At 71.6% G+C, this 16041-nt stretch carries 13 protein-coding genes; 6 read left to right on the top strand and 7 right to left on the bottom strand.

Annotation, left to right across the window (positions count from 1 at the left end):
- Positions 1–20 precede the first annotated feature (20 nt).
- Positions 21–1520, top strand: a complete 1500-nt coding sequence (locus AC07C1_RS10365) for a protein kinase domain-containing protein (RefSeq protein WP_478938220.1) — start codon at positions 21–23, stop codon at positions 1518–1520.
- Here the strand turns inward: AC07C1_RS10365 and AC07C1_RS10360 are convergent.
- Both AC07C1_RS10360 and AC07C1_RS10355 read right to left on the bottom strand, forming a co-directional pair.
- Entirely contained in the window at positions 1484–2791 is a 1308-nt protein-coding gene (locus AC07C1_RS10360) for a hypothetical protein (RefSeq protein WP_478938219.1), read from the bottom strand. The genes AC07C1_RS10365 and AC07C1_RS10360 overlap by 37 nt on opposite strands.
- 391 nt (positions 2792–3182) lie before the next feature.
- Complete coding sequence (locus AC07C1_RS10355) at positions 3183–3311, bottom strand: DLW-39 family protein (protein ID WP_003999697.1); 129 nt, start codon at positions 3309–3311, stop codon at positions 3183–3185.
- Between the two features lie 350 nt (positions 3312–3661).
- Here AC07C1_RS10355 and AC07C1_RS10350 point away from each other — a divergent pair, with 350 nt between their 5' ends.
- Positions 3662–3994, top strand: a complete 333-nt coding sequence (locus AC07C1_RS10350; protein WP_478938218.1) for a DUF6344 domain-containing protein — start codon at positions 3662–3664, stop codon at positions 3992–3994.
- A gap of 225 nt (positions 3995–4219) precedes the next feature.
- Positions 4220–4990: a glycosyltransferase family 2 protein gene (locus tag AC07C1_RS10345; protein WP_478938217.1), complete on the top strand. Its 771-nt coding sequence runs from the start codon at positions 4220–4222 to the stop codon at positions 4988–4990.
- An 84-nt stretch (positions 4991–5074) separates the two neighbouring features.
- Here AC07C1_RS10345 and AC07C1_RS10340 read toward each other — a convergent pair whose 3' ends face one another.
- The gene (locus AC07C1_RS10340; RefSeq protein WP_478938215.1) at positions 5075–5263 is read right to left on the bottom strand and encodes a ferredoxin; all 189 of its coding nucleotides are present in this window, start codon (positions 5261–5263) and stop codon (positions 5075–5077) included.
- Positions 5264–5393: 130 nt separating this feature from the next.
- On the bottom strand, positions 5394–5828 hold the full coding sequence (locus tag AC07C1_RS10335; protein WP_478938214.1) for a hypothetical protein: 435 nt from the start codon (positions 5826–5828) through the stop codon (positions 5394–5396).
- 570 nt (positions 5829–6398) lie between these two features.
- Here AC07C1_RS10335 and AC07C1_RS10330 point away from each other — a divergent pair.
- Together AC07C1_RS10330 and AC07C1_RS10325 are read left to right on the top strand one after the other, a co-directional pair.
- Entirely contained in the window at positions 6399–10709 is a 4311-nt protein-coding gene (locus tag AC07C1_RS10330) for an nSTAND1 domain-containing NTPase (protein WP_478938212.1), read from the top strand.
- A gap of 212 nt (positions 10710–10921) precedes the next feature.
- The gene (locus tag AC07C1_RS10325) at positions 10922–11998 is read left to right on the top strand and encodes a hypothetical protein (RefSeq protein ID WP_478938415.1); all 1077 of its coding nucleotides are present in this window, start codon (positions 10922–10924) and stop codon (positions 11996–11998) included.
- A gap of 74 nt (positions 11999–12072) precedes the next feature.
- Here the strand turns inward: AC07C1_RS10325 and AC07C1_RS10320 are convergent, their stop codons facing one another.
- A complete protein-coding gene (locus tag AC07C1_RS10320; protein WP_478938211.1) occupies positions 12073–12870 on the bottom strand; it encodes a maleylpyruvate isomerase family mycothiol-dependent enzyme in 798 nt (265 codons plus the stop codon).
- Between the two features lie 261 nt (positions 12871–13131).
- On the opposite strand from AC07C1_RS10320, the gene AC07C1_RS10315 reads away from it, so the two are divergent.
- A complete protein-coding gene (locus tag AC07C1_RS10315; protein ID WP_478938210.1) occupies positions 13132–13395 on the top strand; it encodes a tyrosine-type recombinase/integrase in 264 nt (87 codons plus the stop codon).
- 1144 nt (positions 13396–14539) lie between these two features.
- On the opposite strand, the gene AC07C1_RS10310 is transcribed toward AC07C1_RS10315, so the two are convergent.
- Both AC07C1_RS10310 and AC07C1_RS10305 read right to left on the bottom strand, forming a co-directional pair.
- On the bottom strand, positions 14540–15205 hold the full coding sequence (locus tag AC07C1_RS10310) for a YdcF family protein (RefSeq protein WP_478938209.1): 666 nt from the start codon (positions 15203–15205) through the stop codon (positions 14540–14542).
- Positions 15205–15996, bottom strand: a complete 792-nt coding sequence (locus tag AC07C1_RS10305) for a GntR family transcriptional regulator (RefSeq protein WP_061922288.1) — start codon at positions 15994–15996, stop codon at positions 15205–15207. Before AC07C1_RS10305 ends, AC07C1_RS10310 begins: the two co-directional genes overlap by 1 nt.
- Between the last annotated feature and the right edge of the window lie 45 nt (positions 15997–16041).

The following is a 16041-nucleotide window of genomic DNA, read 5'->3' as shown; positions in this document are numbered from 1 at the left end:
GGGGAGGAGCGGCGACTGTCATGGGTGAGGTCTTCGCCGGCCGGTACGAGCTGGCCGACCCGATCGGACGCGGTGGCGTGGGCGCCGTATGGCGTGCCTGGGACCACCGCCGACGACGCTACGTGGCCGCCAAGGTGCTCCAGCAGCGGGACGCCCACTCCCTGCTGCGCTTCGTAAGGGAGCAGGCACTGCGGATCGACCACCCGCACGTCCTCGCTCCGGCCAGCTGGGCCGCCGACGACGACAAGGTCCTGTTCACCATGGATCTGGTCGCCGGCGGCTCCCTGGTCCACCTCGTCGGCGACTACGGCCCCCTCCCTCCGGCCTTCGTGTGCACGCTCCTCGACCAGCTCCTGTCCGGACTCGCCGCCGTCCACGCTGAAGGCGTCGTCCACCGGGACGTCAAGCCCGCCAACGTGCTCCTCGAAGCGACCGGTACGGGCCGGCCCCGGCTGCGGCTGTCCGACTTCGGCATCGCCATGCGACTCGGCGAACCACGACTGACCGAGACCAACCTCGTCGTCGGTACGCCCGGTTACCTAGCCCCCGAGCAGATACTCGGCGCCGAACCCGACTTCCCGGCCGACCTGTTCGCCGCCGGCCTGGTCGCCCTGTATCTCCTGGAAGGCGCGAAGCCCGACGCGAAGGGGCTTGTGCAGTACTTCCTGGAGCACGGCACCCCGAGTGCGCCCAAGGGCATCCCCGAGCCGCTGTGGCAGGTCGTCGCCACGTTGCTCCAACCCGACCCGGCGGCCCGTTTCCGCACCGCCACGGGTGCGCGCAAGGCGCTCGCCGCCGCCGCGGAACTCCTGCCGGAGCCGGGACCCGACGACGAGCTGATCGAGGTCTTCGACCAAATCGGCCCGCTGCCACCAGGATTCAGCCCCGAGGGACCCCTCAGGAAGGCGACGAAGGCCAAGGAGGCGACGAAGGCCTCGGACGCGGTGACGCCCCCCTCCGGCACCCCCCACCTCCCCTCCGCCCCGCACACCACCCCCCGCACGGACACGCCCTCCTTGGCGGACCCGCCCGCCCCCGCCCATCCGGACGCCCGGGCCCACGTGGACACCGGTTCCCTGTCGGACACCGGAAGCTTCCGACTCCCGCCGCCCCAGGGGCTTTTCGACCCCGGCCCATATCCCCGGCCGGCACCCCGACATGCCGAGGAGCAGAGCGAGTACCGCTCGCCGTACACACCCCAGGTCCCGGAGCGGCCCGCCCACGACCCGACGCACGCCCCCTCCCCCTCCTCCCCGCCGCACGCACCATGGAGCGCCGTCCCGCTCCCGAGCGCGGTGCCAGGGCATCGCGGTGATGCCGCTACCGCTTCGTACACCGCTCAGGACCCGCAGGTTCCGCCTCACGCCCGGCCGATTTCGGCGGGGCCCCCCGGGCAGGGCCGTCGGGCGCGCCGCGCGCACCGCCGCCGTCCCGGGCCTCCGGCCAAGGTCGCGGTCCCGGTCCTGCTGCTGGCGCTGGCCTGCTACGCGGTGGGCTTCTGGGCGCTGACCCGCGTCTGAGCCCGCCGGGCCGCCACCGTCCATCCGCCGAGCACCAGCAGCAGCGCGCTGCCCAAACCGATACCGCCGGCCGCGACCAGCTTCATCACCGTGCGGTCCGCGCCTTCGGTGCCCCCGGTCGGCGCCGGCTCCCGGTCCTGTTCCGTGACGGTGAACACGTCCGCCGGCTCGGGCCTTCCGGCGTAGCCCGGCCCGGCGTGCGCCCGCCCGTCCACCCGGATCCGCAGCGTCACGCCGAACGGCCCGCGTCCGAAGGCGCCGGCCATCTGCTCGCTGAGGTGCAGGACCAGGTAGTACTCGCCGGCGAAGCGGACGGAGGTGACACCGGCGGGCACGGCGTGGCGGTTGGCGTACTCGACCGGCGGGACCGGGTCGAGAGCGACGGATTTCCGGGTGCCGGTGTAGCCGAGGGACGCGTCGTCGACGGGCCCCCGGACCGGGTTGTGGAGGGAGAGGTGCAGGGCCCCGCCGACATAGCCGTGGCCGGGAGACGGGCCCAGTTCGGCAGCGGCGTGCAGTTGGCGGCCCCAGTTCAGCGGCACCTTGTAGAACCGGGTCTCACCGGGCACGAGGGCGGTCCGCCAGACTCCCTGGCCCACCGGCTCGGCCGAGGCGAAGCCGGCGCCGCCGGACCGGTCGTGGGGCTCGCCGGTGAGCGGCTCGGGCGTGGCGGAGTCCCAGGTCTGCGGCGCGGTGGTGGGAGCGGCCTGGGCCGGGCCCGGTTCCGTGGCGGGCGCGATCTCCAGGTCCCAGCGCTGTGCCGAGGCGGCCGCGCCGGAGCCCTCGGCGTCGAGGCGTTCGACGAGCAGGTAGTACGTCCCCGCGCCCTGGCACAGTGCCCTGCCGGTCTCGCGCTGCCCCAGGGCCGTGACCGGGCGCGGGCTGAGCCCGGCGCCGAAGCGGGCGGCGGAGTAGGAGCAGGGCGTGCCGTCGGCGTCCCGGACGGACACGCGGATGCCGTCGGTGGCGGAGACGGTGGCGTTGGCGGGCGGTACGGCGGTGACGGGGACGTACGCCGTGTCCGCGGCGGTGAGGTGGAGGCGGTAGTAGAGCCTGCCGTTCTTCGGCAGGGAGCTTCGGTAGGTGCGGCCGGGATCCAGCCGTTCGGCCTCCCCGGTGCCCGCCGCGCCCGCGACCGTACGCGCGTCGGGCGCGAAGCCGTACTGTTCGGGCCCCGCGTCGGCCGCGACCGCCGGTCCGCCGAGCCCGGCGGCCAGGGCACACAGTCCCAGCAGGACGGCGACGGCACGCAGCACCGGTCGCACGGCCATCGCCGGCAGCACCGGTCGCATGACCACCGCGCGCGGCCGCACCGACCAGCCGCCCCGCCACCACGCCGTACGCTTTCGCCGCCGCCGCACGTGCCACCCCCTGTCGCTCCGCAACCGCGCCCTCGACCACTCCCCGCAACCGCACCGCAACCGCCGCAACGCACCGGAGCGGACCGGACCGGATCGTGGCCCATCCTGCCCCGAGCGTCCCTGCGCCATCCGGGCAACGCGTACGGCCGTCCGAAACGCCCGGCAACGCCCGGCCGCGCTCGGCGGATGCCCCTACGGCGCCCCGGAACGCGTACCTCACCCGCCCGGGCCCCGCAACACGGGCAACGCAAAACCCCGACCGCGAGGCGGCCGGGGTCTGTTCAGATTGGGGTGTCGGGACTCACGAACCCGTGGGCACGGAGTCAGTCGCCTCCGTCCACAGATCCTGCTCGGCGCGATCCGCCTGGATCTGGCGGTACACGAGGAGCCCGCCGATGGCGGCCAGTGCGACCAGGAGCAGCTTCTTCACCGCGCGACCTCGTCTTTCCTTGACGTAGGGGACCTCTCTGGCGCCCGACTATACACACCGGCCGATATCGATCGGTGACCTGCGTCGGCGCCCAACTCCCGTCTCCGGCAGCGCGATAGCCGGACCCGGAGCCGTTCCGATCGGAGGGTGATCACACCCGCACGTACCGTTACTTTGCTCCCCCTTCCTCCCCTCCCGTCGTGATTTACGAGCGTTCCAGCCCTCTTGCGCCCATCCGGGTGGTGTTCATCAGAACATCAACGCGCCACGGGCGTCGGTCCACCACTTCGCGCTCCCCATACACATCATGAGGAAAGTACGCAAATCGCCCAACCCGAAAGTGAGGGGCCATGGCCCAGAACAAGGTCATGAAGCTGTGGACCGCCATCGTCACCGCCTTCCTCGCGCTGTGCACGGCGCTCGGACTCGTCACCGCGGCCACCGCGACGGCCGTTGCCCAGACCGAGAGCCCCCGCACCGACGCCACGCACCGCTCGGCACCGACGATCCCGGCGGCACACCGCTGGGTCTGGTCCCATGCCACGGCCCTGCCCCCCACGATGAAGCAGCGCATCCGGGCCGAGGCCCACGGAAAGGCCCCGAGCTGCCGGCACCGGCCCCTCACCGAAACGCAAGCGGAGAGCGCGGGCCCCGACCAGGATCCGGCAGCGCTCGACTGCTGATCCCGCTCGATCCGCCGCTCCGCCGGCCACCCGCGGCAGGAACGGCGCGCAGCACCGCAGACGTCTCGACACCAGGCGACTTGCGTACGCATCAGTCGACACGGAAAGACCCCCGGCCGGGCTCGGCCGGGGGTCTCGCGCTTTTCCGCATGCGTCATCCTCGTACGACACCCCGCGGTCCTCGCCGACGACGACGACCCACGCCCGACGGAAGACGAAAAGGTGGTGAGTGCTGCCGTGAGCCGGCGCGTCACCGTAGTCACCGCTGTCCACGGCCCGTCCGCCCGGTTCCTGCCGGACGCCTACACGTCCCTGTGCGCACAGCGGCTTCCCGACGGCTGGGACTGGCAGTGGCTGATCCAGGAGGACGGCGGGACGGACGAGGTCCGTGCCTACGTCCCGGACGACGAGCGGGTGAGCTTCCGCCAGGGCCGGCCGGGCGGTCCTGGTGTCGCCCGGACGATCGCGCTGGCGCGCGCGGAGGGCGCGTACGTCAAGGTCCTCGACGCCGACGACCAGCTCACCCCGGGCGTGCTGGCCCGCGACCTGGCCGTGCTGGAGGCGGACCACACCCTGGGGTGGACGACATCCCGGGTGCTCGACCTGCTCCCCGACGGCTCCACGGCCGGGTTCCCCGGCGATCCGGACGCCGGCCCGGTCCGACGCGGTGCCGTGCTCGACCACTGGAGGCGGAACGGCTTCCGCGCCCCGGTCCACCCGGCGACCCTGTGCGTCCGACGGGACCTGCTGACCGCACTGGGCGGCTGGATGGCCCTGCCGGCCTCCGAGGACACCGGCCTGCTGCTGGCGCTGAACGCGGTGAGCCGCGGCTGGTTCTCGGCCGAGGTCGGCCTGCTGTACCGCAAGTGGGAGGGTCAGGTCACGGGCCAGGCGTCCCATGTGGACCCAGCCGAACGTGAGGCACGCATGGCGGTCGCGGAGGCCAGGGCCCGCGCGCTGGCGGAGTTCGGGTGGACGTACCCGGCCGACCGCTGAGCAGCCCGTACGGCCGGCCCCGGCGCTCGAGAGAACCCGCCTGCCCTTGCCGTCATCGCGTCATCGCGTCATTGCGTCATTGCGTCATGCCGTGAGCCTGATCGCCTGCGAGGGGCACTTCTCGGCCGCTTCCTCGACCTGCGGGTCGCCGGCGGACTCCTCGCGACCGGGCCGTACGACGCCGTAGCCGTCCTCGAACACGAACACGGCCGGCGCCCGGTGCGCACACTCGGCGGAGCCGTAGCACAGGCGGCGGTCGACGGAGACCTTCATGCGTCCTCCAGCCGTCAGCGACCCCTGCCGACGACGTCCGGCCGGGGTCGACTCGGTGACTTCCAGGACGTCACTGCCCGGCGATGCGGCCGCTGAACCCGGCCGGGTCCGCGGCGCCGGGTCCGCGGCGCTACCGTTCGCCGCCCGCGGCCGACAGCCAGTGGGCCACCCGCCGGACCGTGGGCTCGTCGAGCCGGTCGGCCAGCGTCCGGACCGCCTCGCCGTCCTCGGGACTCAGGTCGTACAGGCCCGCCTTGCTCAGGCCGGCCATCAGCACCTGGTGCCGCCGGTCCGACAGACGTTCGGTGAGCCCGGCCGGTTCGCCGGGACCGTCCGCCGACCGCCCGGTCGAGGCGGCGAGTGCCGGTACGGGTGCGGGTGTCTCGACGGCCGGGGCGTCGTAACGGTGCCAGGCGCCGTCCTTCGGGCCCCACAGTGCGACCGTCACCTCGTCTCCACGCGCCCGCACGGTCCGGGTCATGTCTCCGACGGCGTACAGCACGGGAGCTCGGTGCGGGGACTCGGCGGCCACGGCCCAGGAACTCCGGGAGGGCTGACGGAACATCGCGACCCACCGTGGAGCACCGGGCGGTCGCGGGCAGCGGGAACGCTTCTCCATGGCACTCACCCCTTCGGGAACAGCCGTCGGGGCGACCATAACTGACGATCCGTCAGATATCCAGGTGGGTAGACGGCACGCACCCGACGCAGAGCCCCTGCCCGTTCGGCACCGGTCCCTCCCCTCGTGGGGACCGGTACCGAACGGTGCAGGGGTGTCGACCCGCGCCATGTCGGCGCATCGGCGCGGGCCGAAGAAGGGGACTGTTCCCGCAGGCGTCACGGGTTCAGCCGTGGGTGTGGTCGCTGCTCCCTGCCTCTGGCGGAATCCGCTCGCGTGCTCGCGGCGGAAGTTGACCGAGAACGTTCGCTGCCATGCGCTGTCTCTCCCAGCACTGAGCCGGTGGCCTGTCCAGACGGTGCGTGATCAGTCCGCTACCCGGTCCGGATCCTGCCATCTGCCGCCTCCGCAAAGGAGGTTCACCTCTCCGGTCCAGGTCTTACTCCCAGGTCAGCCGTATAAGGTGAGTTTTCCGGTCCGGACGTCCTGGCGCGGGGGGAAGTAAGGGGTGGGACCTTGAGTTCCGACTCAGGGGCACGTACAGCTTTCGCCGAGCGCCTCGCGCTGCTGTACAAGGAAGCCGGAAACCCTCCCCTCAAGAGCGTCGCCGAGTCGGTCGTACGGCTGCAGCGGGTCGACGAGCGCGGCCGGCCCGTACGGGTGTCCGCCCAGCGGATCAGCGACTGGCGCCGGGCCCGGAACGTGCCGGCGCAGTTCACCGCCCTCGCGGCGGTCCTGCACATCCTGATCCCGGAGGCGCGCCGCCTGCGGCCCGCGCCGGTCTCCACCGGCCTGTACGACCTGGCCCACTGGCAGCGCCTGTGGGAGCGCGCGCTGGCCGACCCGGTGGGCGACCGGGCCACGCCGCCCGCGCAGGAGAACCGGCGGCCTGCCGCCCAGGCCCCGCCCGTCGCCGGTGGTGTGTGCCCGTACCGCGGGCTGGCCCCGTACCGGCAGGAGGACGCGCGCTGGTTCTTCGGCCGGAAGCGGAGCACGAACGCCCTCGTGGCCCAGCTGCGTGCCGCGGAGCGGACGGGCGGCCTGGTGATGCTGGTGGGCGCCTCGGGTGCGGGGAAGTCGTCCCTGCTGAACGCCGGCCTGGTCCCCGCGCTCCGCGACGGCGCCCTCGACGCCGCGGCGGCCGACGGGGCAGCGTCCCCCGCGGGTACCGCATCGGCGGGTACCGCGTCCCCGAGTACCGCGGCTGCGGGGAACGCCTCCGCGGGGACGGCCGCCCCCGGGACCTCCCCGTGGACTGCCACGGCAGGTGCCACCTCGGCGGCCACCCCCGCGACAGGTACCCCCTCCGCCCCCTCGGCGCGTACCCCGTCCGAAGGGACCCGTACATCAGCCGGCCTCCCCGCGGGAAACGTCACCGGCGTCTCCCCCGAGGCCGACGGCTCCGACAACGGCACCGCGCCCTCCGGCCCCGTACTGCAGCTCGTCCCCGGCCCCGACCCCCTGGGAGAGCTGGTCCGCCGTATCCCGGATCTCGCCCCCGTCGCCGCCGACGCGCGGAAGGCCGAACAGGAGGCGACGGAGAACCCGGCGGCGCCCGGCTCCGACGCCCCGCGGCTCGCCCGGGCGGTGCGCGAGGCCGTCTCGGCCTGGGCGCGCCGGAAGACACCCCCGGATGCCCGGCCGGTCGTCATCGTGGACCAGTTCGAGGAGGCGTTCACCCTCTGCACCGACGAGGCGGACCGGCGTACCTTCATCCAGCTCCTGGCCGCCGCCTGCACCCCGCCCGCCCGCTCGGGCGCGACCGCCCCCGCGCTGGTCGTCCTCGGCATCCGCGCCGACTTCTACGAGCAGTGCCTCGGCTACCGCGAACTGGCCGACGCGCTGCAGCACCGGCACATGGTGCTCGGCCCGCTGACCAGCGGCGAGCTGCGCGACGCCGTGACCGGTCCGGCCAAGGCGGTGGGCCTCGAGCTGGAACCGGGGCTCGCCGAGCTGATCGTGCGCGAGGTGAGCGCCGACGGCCCGCGCGGGGCGCACGACGCGGGCGTGCTGCCGCTGCTGTCCCACGCCCTGCTGGCCACCTGGCAGCGCCGTAAGGCCGGGCGGCTGACGCTGGCCGGCTACCGTGCGGCGGGCGGCATCCAGGGGGCCGTGGCGGCGACCGCCGAGCGTGCCTGGTCCGGCCTCGACCCCGCGGCCCGTACGGCCGCCCGGCTGCTCCTGCTGCGGCTGGTCCGGCTGGGCGAGGACACCCAGGCCACGCGGCGGCGGGGCACCCGCCGGCAGCTGGCGGACGAGTCGTCGGACCCCGGCAAGACCGAGGAGTCCCTCGAGGCGCTGGTGCGGGCCCGGCTGGTGACGCTGGACGCGGACACCGTGGAGATCACCCATGAGGCGCTGCTGCACGCCTGGCCCCGGCTGCGCCACTGGATCGACGACAACCGCAACGACCACCTGCTGCGGCAGCGGCTGGAGGAGGACGGCCGGGCCTGGGAGGACTCCGGCCGGGACAACTCGTTGCTGTACCGCGGCTCCCGGCTGGAGCAGGCCCGCGGCTGGGCGAGGTCCGCGGGCGACACCTACCTCACCCGGAGCGCGGTGGAGTTCCTGGCCGCCTCCGTCCGGCTGCGCAAGCGCTCGGTGTGGGTCAGCCGGGCCGCGGTGACGGCGCTGGTCGTCCTGGCCCTGCTCGCCGGCGGTACGGCGTTGATGGCCTGGCAGCAGCGGGACGACGCCGTGTTCGCGCAGGTCCTCGCCGAGGCCGACCGGGTCCAGCGCACGGATCCGTCCCTGGCCGCGCAGCTCGACCTGGTCGCCCATGATCTGCGCCCGGACGACGAGGGCACCTACAGCCGTCTGATGTCGGTCGTGAACGCGCCGCTGGCCACCCCCCTGTCCGGCCACACCGGAGCCGTGTACCTCACCTCCTTCAGCCCTGACGGCAAGATCCTGGCCACGGCCAGCTACGACCGCACGGTCAGGCTGTGGAACGTGGCCGACCCGAGCCGCCCGAAACCGCTCGGCGAGCCCCTCACCGGCCACACCAGCTGGGTGAGCAGCGCGGTCTTCAGCCCGGACGGGCACACCCTGGCCAGCGCGGGCGACGACGGCACGGTCCGCCTGTGGGACGTGACCGACCCCGCCCACCCGTCCCTGCTCGGCCGGCCCCTGACCGGCCACACGGGCACGATCTACCTGGTCGCCTTCAGTCCCGACGGCCGCACCCTGGCCTCGGCCGGCGAGGACCACACCGTGCGCCTGTGGGACGTGGCCGACCCGCACCGGCCGAAGGCACTGGGCGCGCTGCGCGGCCACACCGCCGCGGTGCGTTCCGTGGCGTTCAGCCCGGACGGGCGGACGCTCGCGGCGGGCGGCGACGACGCCACCGTCCTGCTGTGGCGCACGGCCGACCCGCACCGGCCTGAGCCGATCCACACCGCGCTCAAGGGCCACACGGACATCGTGCACTCGGTGGCGTTCAGCCCCGACGGCAGGACCCTGGCCAGCGGCAGCGCGGACGACACCATCCGGCTGTGGGACCTGACCGACCCCGGCCGCCCGGCCGCGCTCGGCTCGCCGCTGACCGGCCACACCGGCCCCGTCTGGTCCGTGGCGTTCAGCCCCGACGGCGGCAGGCTGGCCGCCGCGAGCGCGGACAGCACGGCCAGCCTGTGGAACGTGAGCGATCCGGCCTCCCCGTCGCAGGTCGGGGAGCCGCTCGCGGGCAGCAGCGGGGAGATGTACGCCCTGGGGTTCAGCCCCGACGGGCGGACCCTCGCCACCGGCAGCGGGGACAGCAAGGTGCGCCTGTGGTCGATACCGACCTCGGACATGATCGGCCGGAGCGGAGCGTTCCGGCCGGACGGGCGGGTGCTGGCCACGGCCGCGCGGGACGGCAGGCTGCGGCTGTGGAACGTGAGGCGTCCCGACCGGCCCGTGCCGCTGGGGAAACCGTTCATGCGCGCGGACGGCGACCAGCGTGCGCTGGTGTTCGCCCCCGACGGCCGCACCCTCGCCGTGCTCACGGGTACCAAGGCCGTGTACCTGTGGAACGTCTCCGATCCCGCCCACCCGGTCTCCGCCGGGCCTCCCCTCACCCTGCGGACCCGCTTCATGGGCCCCCGCGCGCTGGCCTACAGCCCGGACGGACGCACCCTGGCCACGGCCTACGACGACCGCACCATCCAGCTCTGGGACGTCTCCGCCCCCGCGCACCCCGCCCCGCTCGGCAAGCCGCTCACCGGCCACCGGGGCTACATCAACGCCCTCGTCTTCAGCCCGGACGGCCGCACCCTGGCCAGCGGCAGCGCGGACAGCACGATCCGGCTGTGGAACGTGACCGGTCCCGGCCGCCCGGCCGCGCTCGGCCCGCCGCTCGACGATCACTCCGGTCCCGTCAACGCGCTCGCCTACGGGCCGGACGGGCACACCCTGGCCAGCGGCAGCGACGACGACACGGTCCGCCTCTGGAACGTCACCGACCCCACCACGGCCGGCGCGCTGGGCGAACCGCTCACCGGTCACACCGAGGCGGTGACGTCACTGACGTTCGGCGCGGGCGGCCACCTCCTGGCCAGCGGTGGCAACGACAACACGGTCCGCCTCTGGAACGTCGCCGACCCCGCCGGGGCGACCCCGATCGGCCAGTCGATGAGTCCCAACGCCAAGACGGGCAACTTCCTGACGTTCAGCCCCAACAGCCATGTCCTCGGCGTCTCCAGCGGCGCCGACACGGTCCGCCTGTGGCGGCTGGACGCCGACGCGGCGATCCGGCACATCTGCTCGGTCACCCGGGGCGTACTGACCCCGCAGAAGTGGCACGAGTACCTGCCACGTCTCTCCTACGACCCCCCGTGTGGCCGATGATCGGCCAACCTGACTGATTCCCGGGGGACTTGGCCCCACGGCCCGTCCAACCTTGTTACCCTTGGCCATGGCCCGATCGCTGGTGCATCCCCCGTCGCCAGCGGTCGGGTCTTTTCTCATGCCCTGAGGAACCCTCTCCGAGCCCGGAGACGCTCACCGGGGCCCGTTGAGGCGGCAAGGGAGTGTCGGTGGCTGGTGACAGGATCACCGGCATGGGTTTCGTACGCACTACTCCGGCGCGGCCTGTCGAGGTGACCGCGGTCTTTCCCGAGCTGGCTCCGTTGGCGCGACCTGCCATCCGGCTGCATCCGCGTCCGGGGTCGCCTTCGATCAGGGACAGCTCGGTCGGCGGGCCGTTGCTGTGGCCGGCAGGGGAGCCGTGGCCGCAGTGCGAAGACGCGCACCTGCACGTGGACACTGGATTCCGCCAGTCACCGACCGAAGTGCGGCTCCAGAGACGCTTGCAGTCCCGGTGGCGTCCTGATGACCGACCTCCCGCGTTCACGCCCGAGGAGGAAGCGCTCAAGGAGCGCAATGCCGCGTGGCTCGCTGAACGGCTCGCCGCCGGCCCTCCATTGCCCGCCGAATGCCCGGTCCCGATGTTGCCCGTGGCTCAGCTGTTCCTGCGTGACATACCCCTGTTGCGGCCGCCCGGGCAGGCCGATCTGCTGCAGATTCTCTGGTGCCCGTACGAGCACGAACCGGATTACAAGCCGGCGACCGCACTGTTCTGGCGGTCGGCCGCGGAGGTCGGCGACATCCTCGCCACACCACCGGAACCGTACGAGGCGGACTATCCGGGTTACGTGCCAGAGCCGTGCGTGCTGGCGCCCGAAGCGATCACCGAGTACCCCAACAGCCTGGATCTGAGCCCGGAGCTGCAGCGGATGCTGGAGGACTGGAACAGGTGGCAGGCAGCCGGCGCCGGCGTGGACAGCTCCTACGCGGAGTATCCGTGCGACTTCTATTCCCTTCATCTGGGCAACGCACCCGGCTGGAAGGTCGGCGGCTGGCCCCCTTGGGGCCGCACCGACCCGAACCCCCGGTACTGCGCTGTGTGCGAGGTGCAGATGGTCCCGCTACTGACGATCGCTTCCTGGGAGTGGGACGGCGGTGAAGGTCACAGCTGGGCGCCGCAGGAAGACCAGGCCGCCGCCCTCACCGGCTCCTACTACGCGGGCCAGGCTCCCTCGCAGCCGACGAGGGTAGAAGTAGGCAGCACGGACAACATGCAGATCTACGTCTGCCCGACCTTCCCCGAACATCCACACACCGACCTGATCCAGTGAACTGTCGGGCCTGTCACCTCGCTGGTGCCAACCAGGTACACCCCTGAGCGGGAAGCAGTCCTACAGCACCCGTCCTACTCCTCCGGGTCCCACGCGCGGAGCAGGTCGAACAAACCTGCGTCTCCCTCGATCTGCAGGGAGTCCGCCGGGATACGGTCGTACACGAAGAGAACCAGCTCACTGGCCGTGCCGCGAACGGAGACGCCAGCCGCGTTCGGGCCCTCGTCGGCAGCGGCGACAGGCGTCGTGCCGGGCGCGGAGATACGGGTGGAGCGTGCGCCGTCGCCGTCGACCGTGAGGCACCAGGAGTGGCCCTCGGTGGCGTGGAAGTCGAAGGCAGTGGGCTTGTGCGGCCAGGCACTCGTCGTTGCGACGCAGGTGGACAGAAACTCCTCGACACCGTCGAGTGCCACCTCATCCGGCAGCGGCTCCGGGGCACCCACAGTGACCTGGGCGTCGTAGGTGTGCACCGCGATCTGCTGGAGCTGGTGCCGGGCGACGGCGCCACAGGTCTGCGGCGACTGGGACGCACCCCACCACGTCCAGCAACCGCGATCCGGGCCGGCCTTCCGCAATGCGTCCAGCAGTTGCTCCGTGGACTCCGCCAACCAGGCCAGCAGGGCCTCGCGCTCCCGAGGCGCAGCCGGGGCGCCCTCCGCTGCGGACTTGGCCGGAGCAGGCCCTGCGGCGACGGTGGCGGCCCAGGCGCGGCGCCCCTCGCCGATGTGCTGCGCCAGATCGAACAGCGTCCACTCGGGGCAGGTCGGCACCTGTACGTCGAGGCTGGGCGCGGAGGCGACCGCGGCGCGGAAGGCAGTCGACCGTTCGTCGATCAGTCGCAACAGAACGGGGAACGTAAGTGTCGTTGTCACATGGACTCCCTATCACCGTGTTCCGACAAGCGGACAGTGATTTTCACAGCCGAGGCGGCGAGCGCGCGGCACGGGCCGGGCGCCCCCAGATGACGCACTCGCGCTCGGCCTCCGGCGGAGTGAAGTCCTCGGTCTGCGCTGGCGGGACATCGACTTCGAGGCGGGCCAGTTCACCCCGGTCAAGCAGGTGCAGCGGGAGAAGGGTGTCGGCCTGGTCCTCAAGGACCTCAAGACCGATTCTTCTCTTCCGAGCACGGTGGCATGATCGACCCGACAGGGTTCTCCCGGTCCTTCGATCGGCTCGTGAAGCGTGCCGGCGTCCGTCGCATCACGGTCCGACTCGCCCGGCAGACCTGCGGCACCCTGCTCGCCTTCCTGAAGGTGCACCCCAAGGTCGCTCAGGCGATCCTCCGGCACAGCCAGACCAGCATGACCATGGACGTCTATACGCACGTGGTCGGCGACAGTGAGCGGGAAGCCGTCGCGATGCTCGCGGAGCTGCTGGAAGACCCACTCATCGGCTGATGTCAGCCGTAGATGTCAAGAACCCCCAGCCGTTGAGACTGGGGGTTCTTTTCGCTGGTGGGGCTAACAGGATTTGAACCTGTGGCCTCATCCTTATCAGGTCGATCACAGTGCCTTCCGAAGCCTGCGTTTCGCCGATAGAGGGACTCGACGCTGGCCGCTGAAGTGCGTCGGAATCCGGCCGTGTTCGCGGCTGTTGGTGTCAGCCGCTGGTGTCAGACATCGGTGGCCCACTTGACGGTTGTCCTGGCCGGGGAGTACAGGCGCCGCTCAATTGGCGTCGCCAGCATGACGAGCCTTGGCGAACACTCCAGCGAGTTGAAGCACAGCACCGAGCACGATGATCCCCAGGGCAATGGTGGAAACAACCATCCCCGCTCCGGAAGAGAAGTCGAGAAGTCTAGCTCCGCCGTCCAGGACGAAGCCGCCACCCATCGCTATCCGACCCCAACCAGCCCTAGGCGACCGCGCATACTCTGCGATTCCCCGGCTGCCGGTCAAGGTCAACACACCCAGGACTACGACAAAGCAGCCGGCCCCCAACATGATCCATGCAGACATGGCACCCCTCCGCGGGAAGGCTATTGCACGGGCAGGCCCTGCAGCCTTGCCGTGCGGTAAAACACCAGTACAGGGCGTGCCAAGCCGCACCCGCTTCCCTCCTCGACCCACCGTCCACCCCCAGCTCCCATCCCGTCCGCCGTCGACCCACACACCGTGGAGCGGGCGTGGTCCATGGCGTCCAGGTGGAGCGCGCCACTGTACGAACGACCTGGACGCCATGGGCCGCGTCTGCTCGGCTCTGCCTGGGTCGATGGTGGACGGGATGGGAGCTCCCCGCGCACACCACTACGGGCCCGCAGTCGGGAACGGCGCCCCCTCCATCCCGGTGCCGGCCGATCCCCCGCCGGAGGCATCGTCTTGACCGGGGCCGCTTAGGTCGGTGCTCGACTCATGGCCCTTCGGCCCTATCCACATGCGGGCGCGCGTCGGCGGCGGCAGCGCCGAGCGGGCCGGAGGCAGGAGCGCGGGCGCAGCCAGAGCCGGGAAGCGCGCCCGGCGGAGCGGAGCGCAGCCGGGTGCCTTGATGAGGTAGAGAAATCTGTAACAGCACAGGGGCTGATAGGTCGGGAACCAGTGCGGCTTAGGCAGAGGGCTGGTCGGTAACCAGGAGTCGGCTGGTGAAGCCCGCGTGGCACAGCCGGTCGTAGGCCTCAAGTACGTCGTCCGGTACGGGCTGGCTGATCATGAAGCCCTGCGCCGGGTAGATGAGCAGTCGCTGTAGCGCTCCTACAAGCATGTCGATGACGAGCCGGGGGTCCCCGATGGAGTCGACGTACTCGTCCAGCGTCATCGGGCTGGAGGCGCTGACGATCTCGACTGCGGGCCACAGCTTGCGTGCGGTGGCGTAGGCCCGCCTCTCCTCGTACGGCTTGCTGATCAGCAGGACGGAGGACACATCGACGCCGGCCTCTTCCAACAACTCTCGGGAGAATCGGATGTTCTCCCCCGTGTTCCGAGCACGTGGCTCCACAAGGATGACCGAGTCGGGGACGCCAAGCTCAAGCGCGCGCTCTCGGTAGTGCACGGCTTCGCCTCGGGGCATGCGGTCCCGCGTCGTGGGGCTGGTGGCTCCCGTGAACACAAGCAGTGGAGCCATGCCGCGCTTGTACAGGTCTACCGCCGTCTCGGCCACACCCAGGTCATGACTGCCCAGGCCGATGGCAACTGAGCAGGGCCGCAGGGTGTGGCCCATCTGGTGGTAGTCCCACAGGCGTCGAGTGTCGGCCCATGCCTGTGCAGAGATCATCACTGGCCCTTCTTGTCCTTCGCCGAGTCGGGGACCTTGAAGTCGTACTCCCAGGCGAAGCGCGAAGCTGCATGCACACCGATTGCGAACTCGACCACTGTGCCAGAGGCCGTGTACGTCGTCCGATGCAACTCAACGACAGGTTCGCCCGGCGGGAGCTGCAGAAGCTTCACCTCATCGGGCGTGGGAGCTCTGGCGAACAGCTCTTCCTTCATGTGGTCGATCTCGTAGCCTGCGTCATACAGCACCCGGAACCCACCACCTCGGCCGGCTGGTCCCGGGGTCGGGTCCACCAGCCGTGTGCCTTCGACGTGCTCAGGCCGGTAGTAGCTGGTCAGGGTGTGGGTCGGCTGGTCGCCTTCCTTCACCAGCCTCGCTCGCGCGTATACCTCGGCGCCTTCGGGCAGGCCGTGCGCAGCTGCTACCGCTGGTGGAGCCTCCACCAGGCTGACCGTCTGCGTCTGCTCGTTCCGGCGGTAGCTACGTCCAGAGGCCACACGGTCAGCGATGAACGCCACCTCGTCGCCGTCACGCCACTTGGCCTTGTCATACCTGGCAATACCGAGTCGCTTGAGCGGGACCCGCTCGCGTACGACGGTGCCGTGTCCGCGAGAGGACGTCACCAGGCCCTCGGCCTCAAGAGCCTTGTAGGCCTGGTGAACGGTGGACTTTGAGCCCTCGCCCTCTGCAACTAGCTCCCTGATCTGCGGAAGCTGCTGGCCCGGCGCGTAGTCACCCCGCTTGATCTGCTCAGCCAGCTTGTCCGCCAGCTCGCGCCACTTGGGCGTCATCGTCCGACTCCTCTCGACACACCAAGTCAAGCACAGTCCCAGGAC

It is taken from the genome of Streptomyces sp. NPDC045022 (genome assembly GCF_056432605.1).
This window is presented reverse-complemented; position numbering and strand designations above follow the sequence as displayed.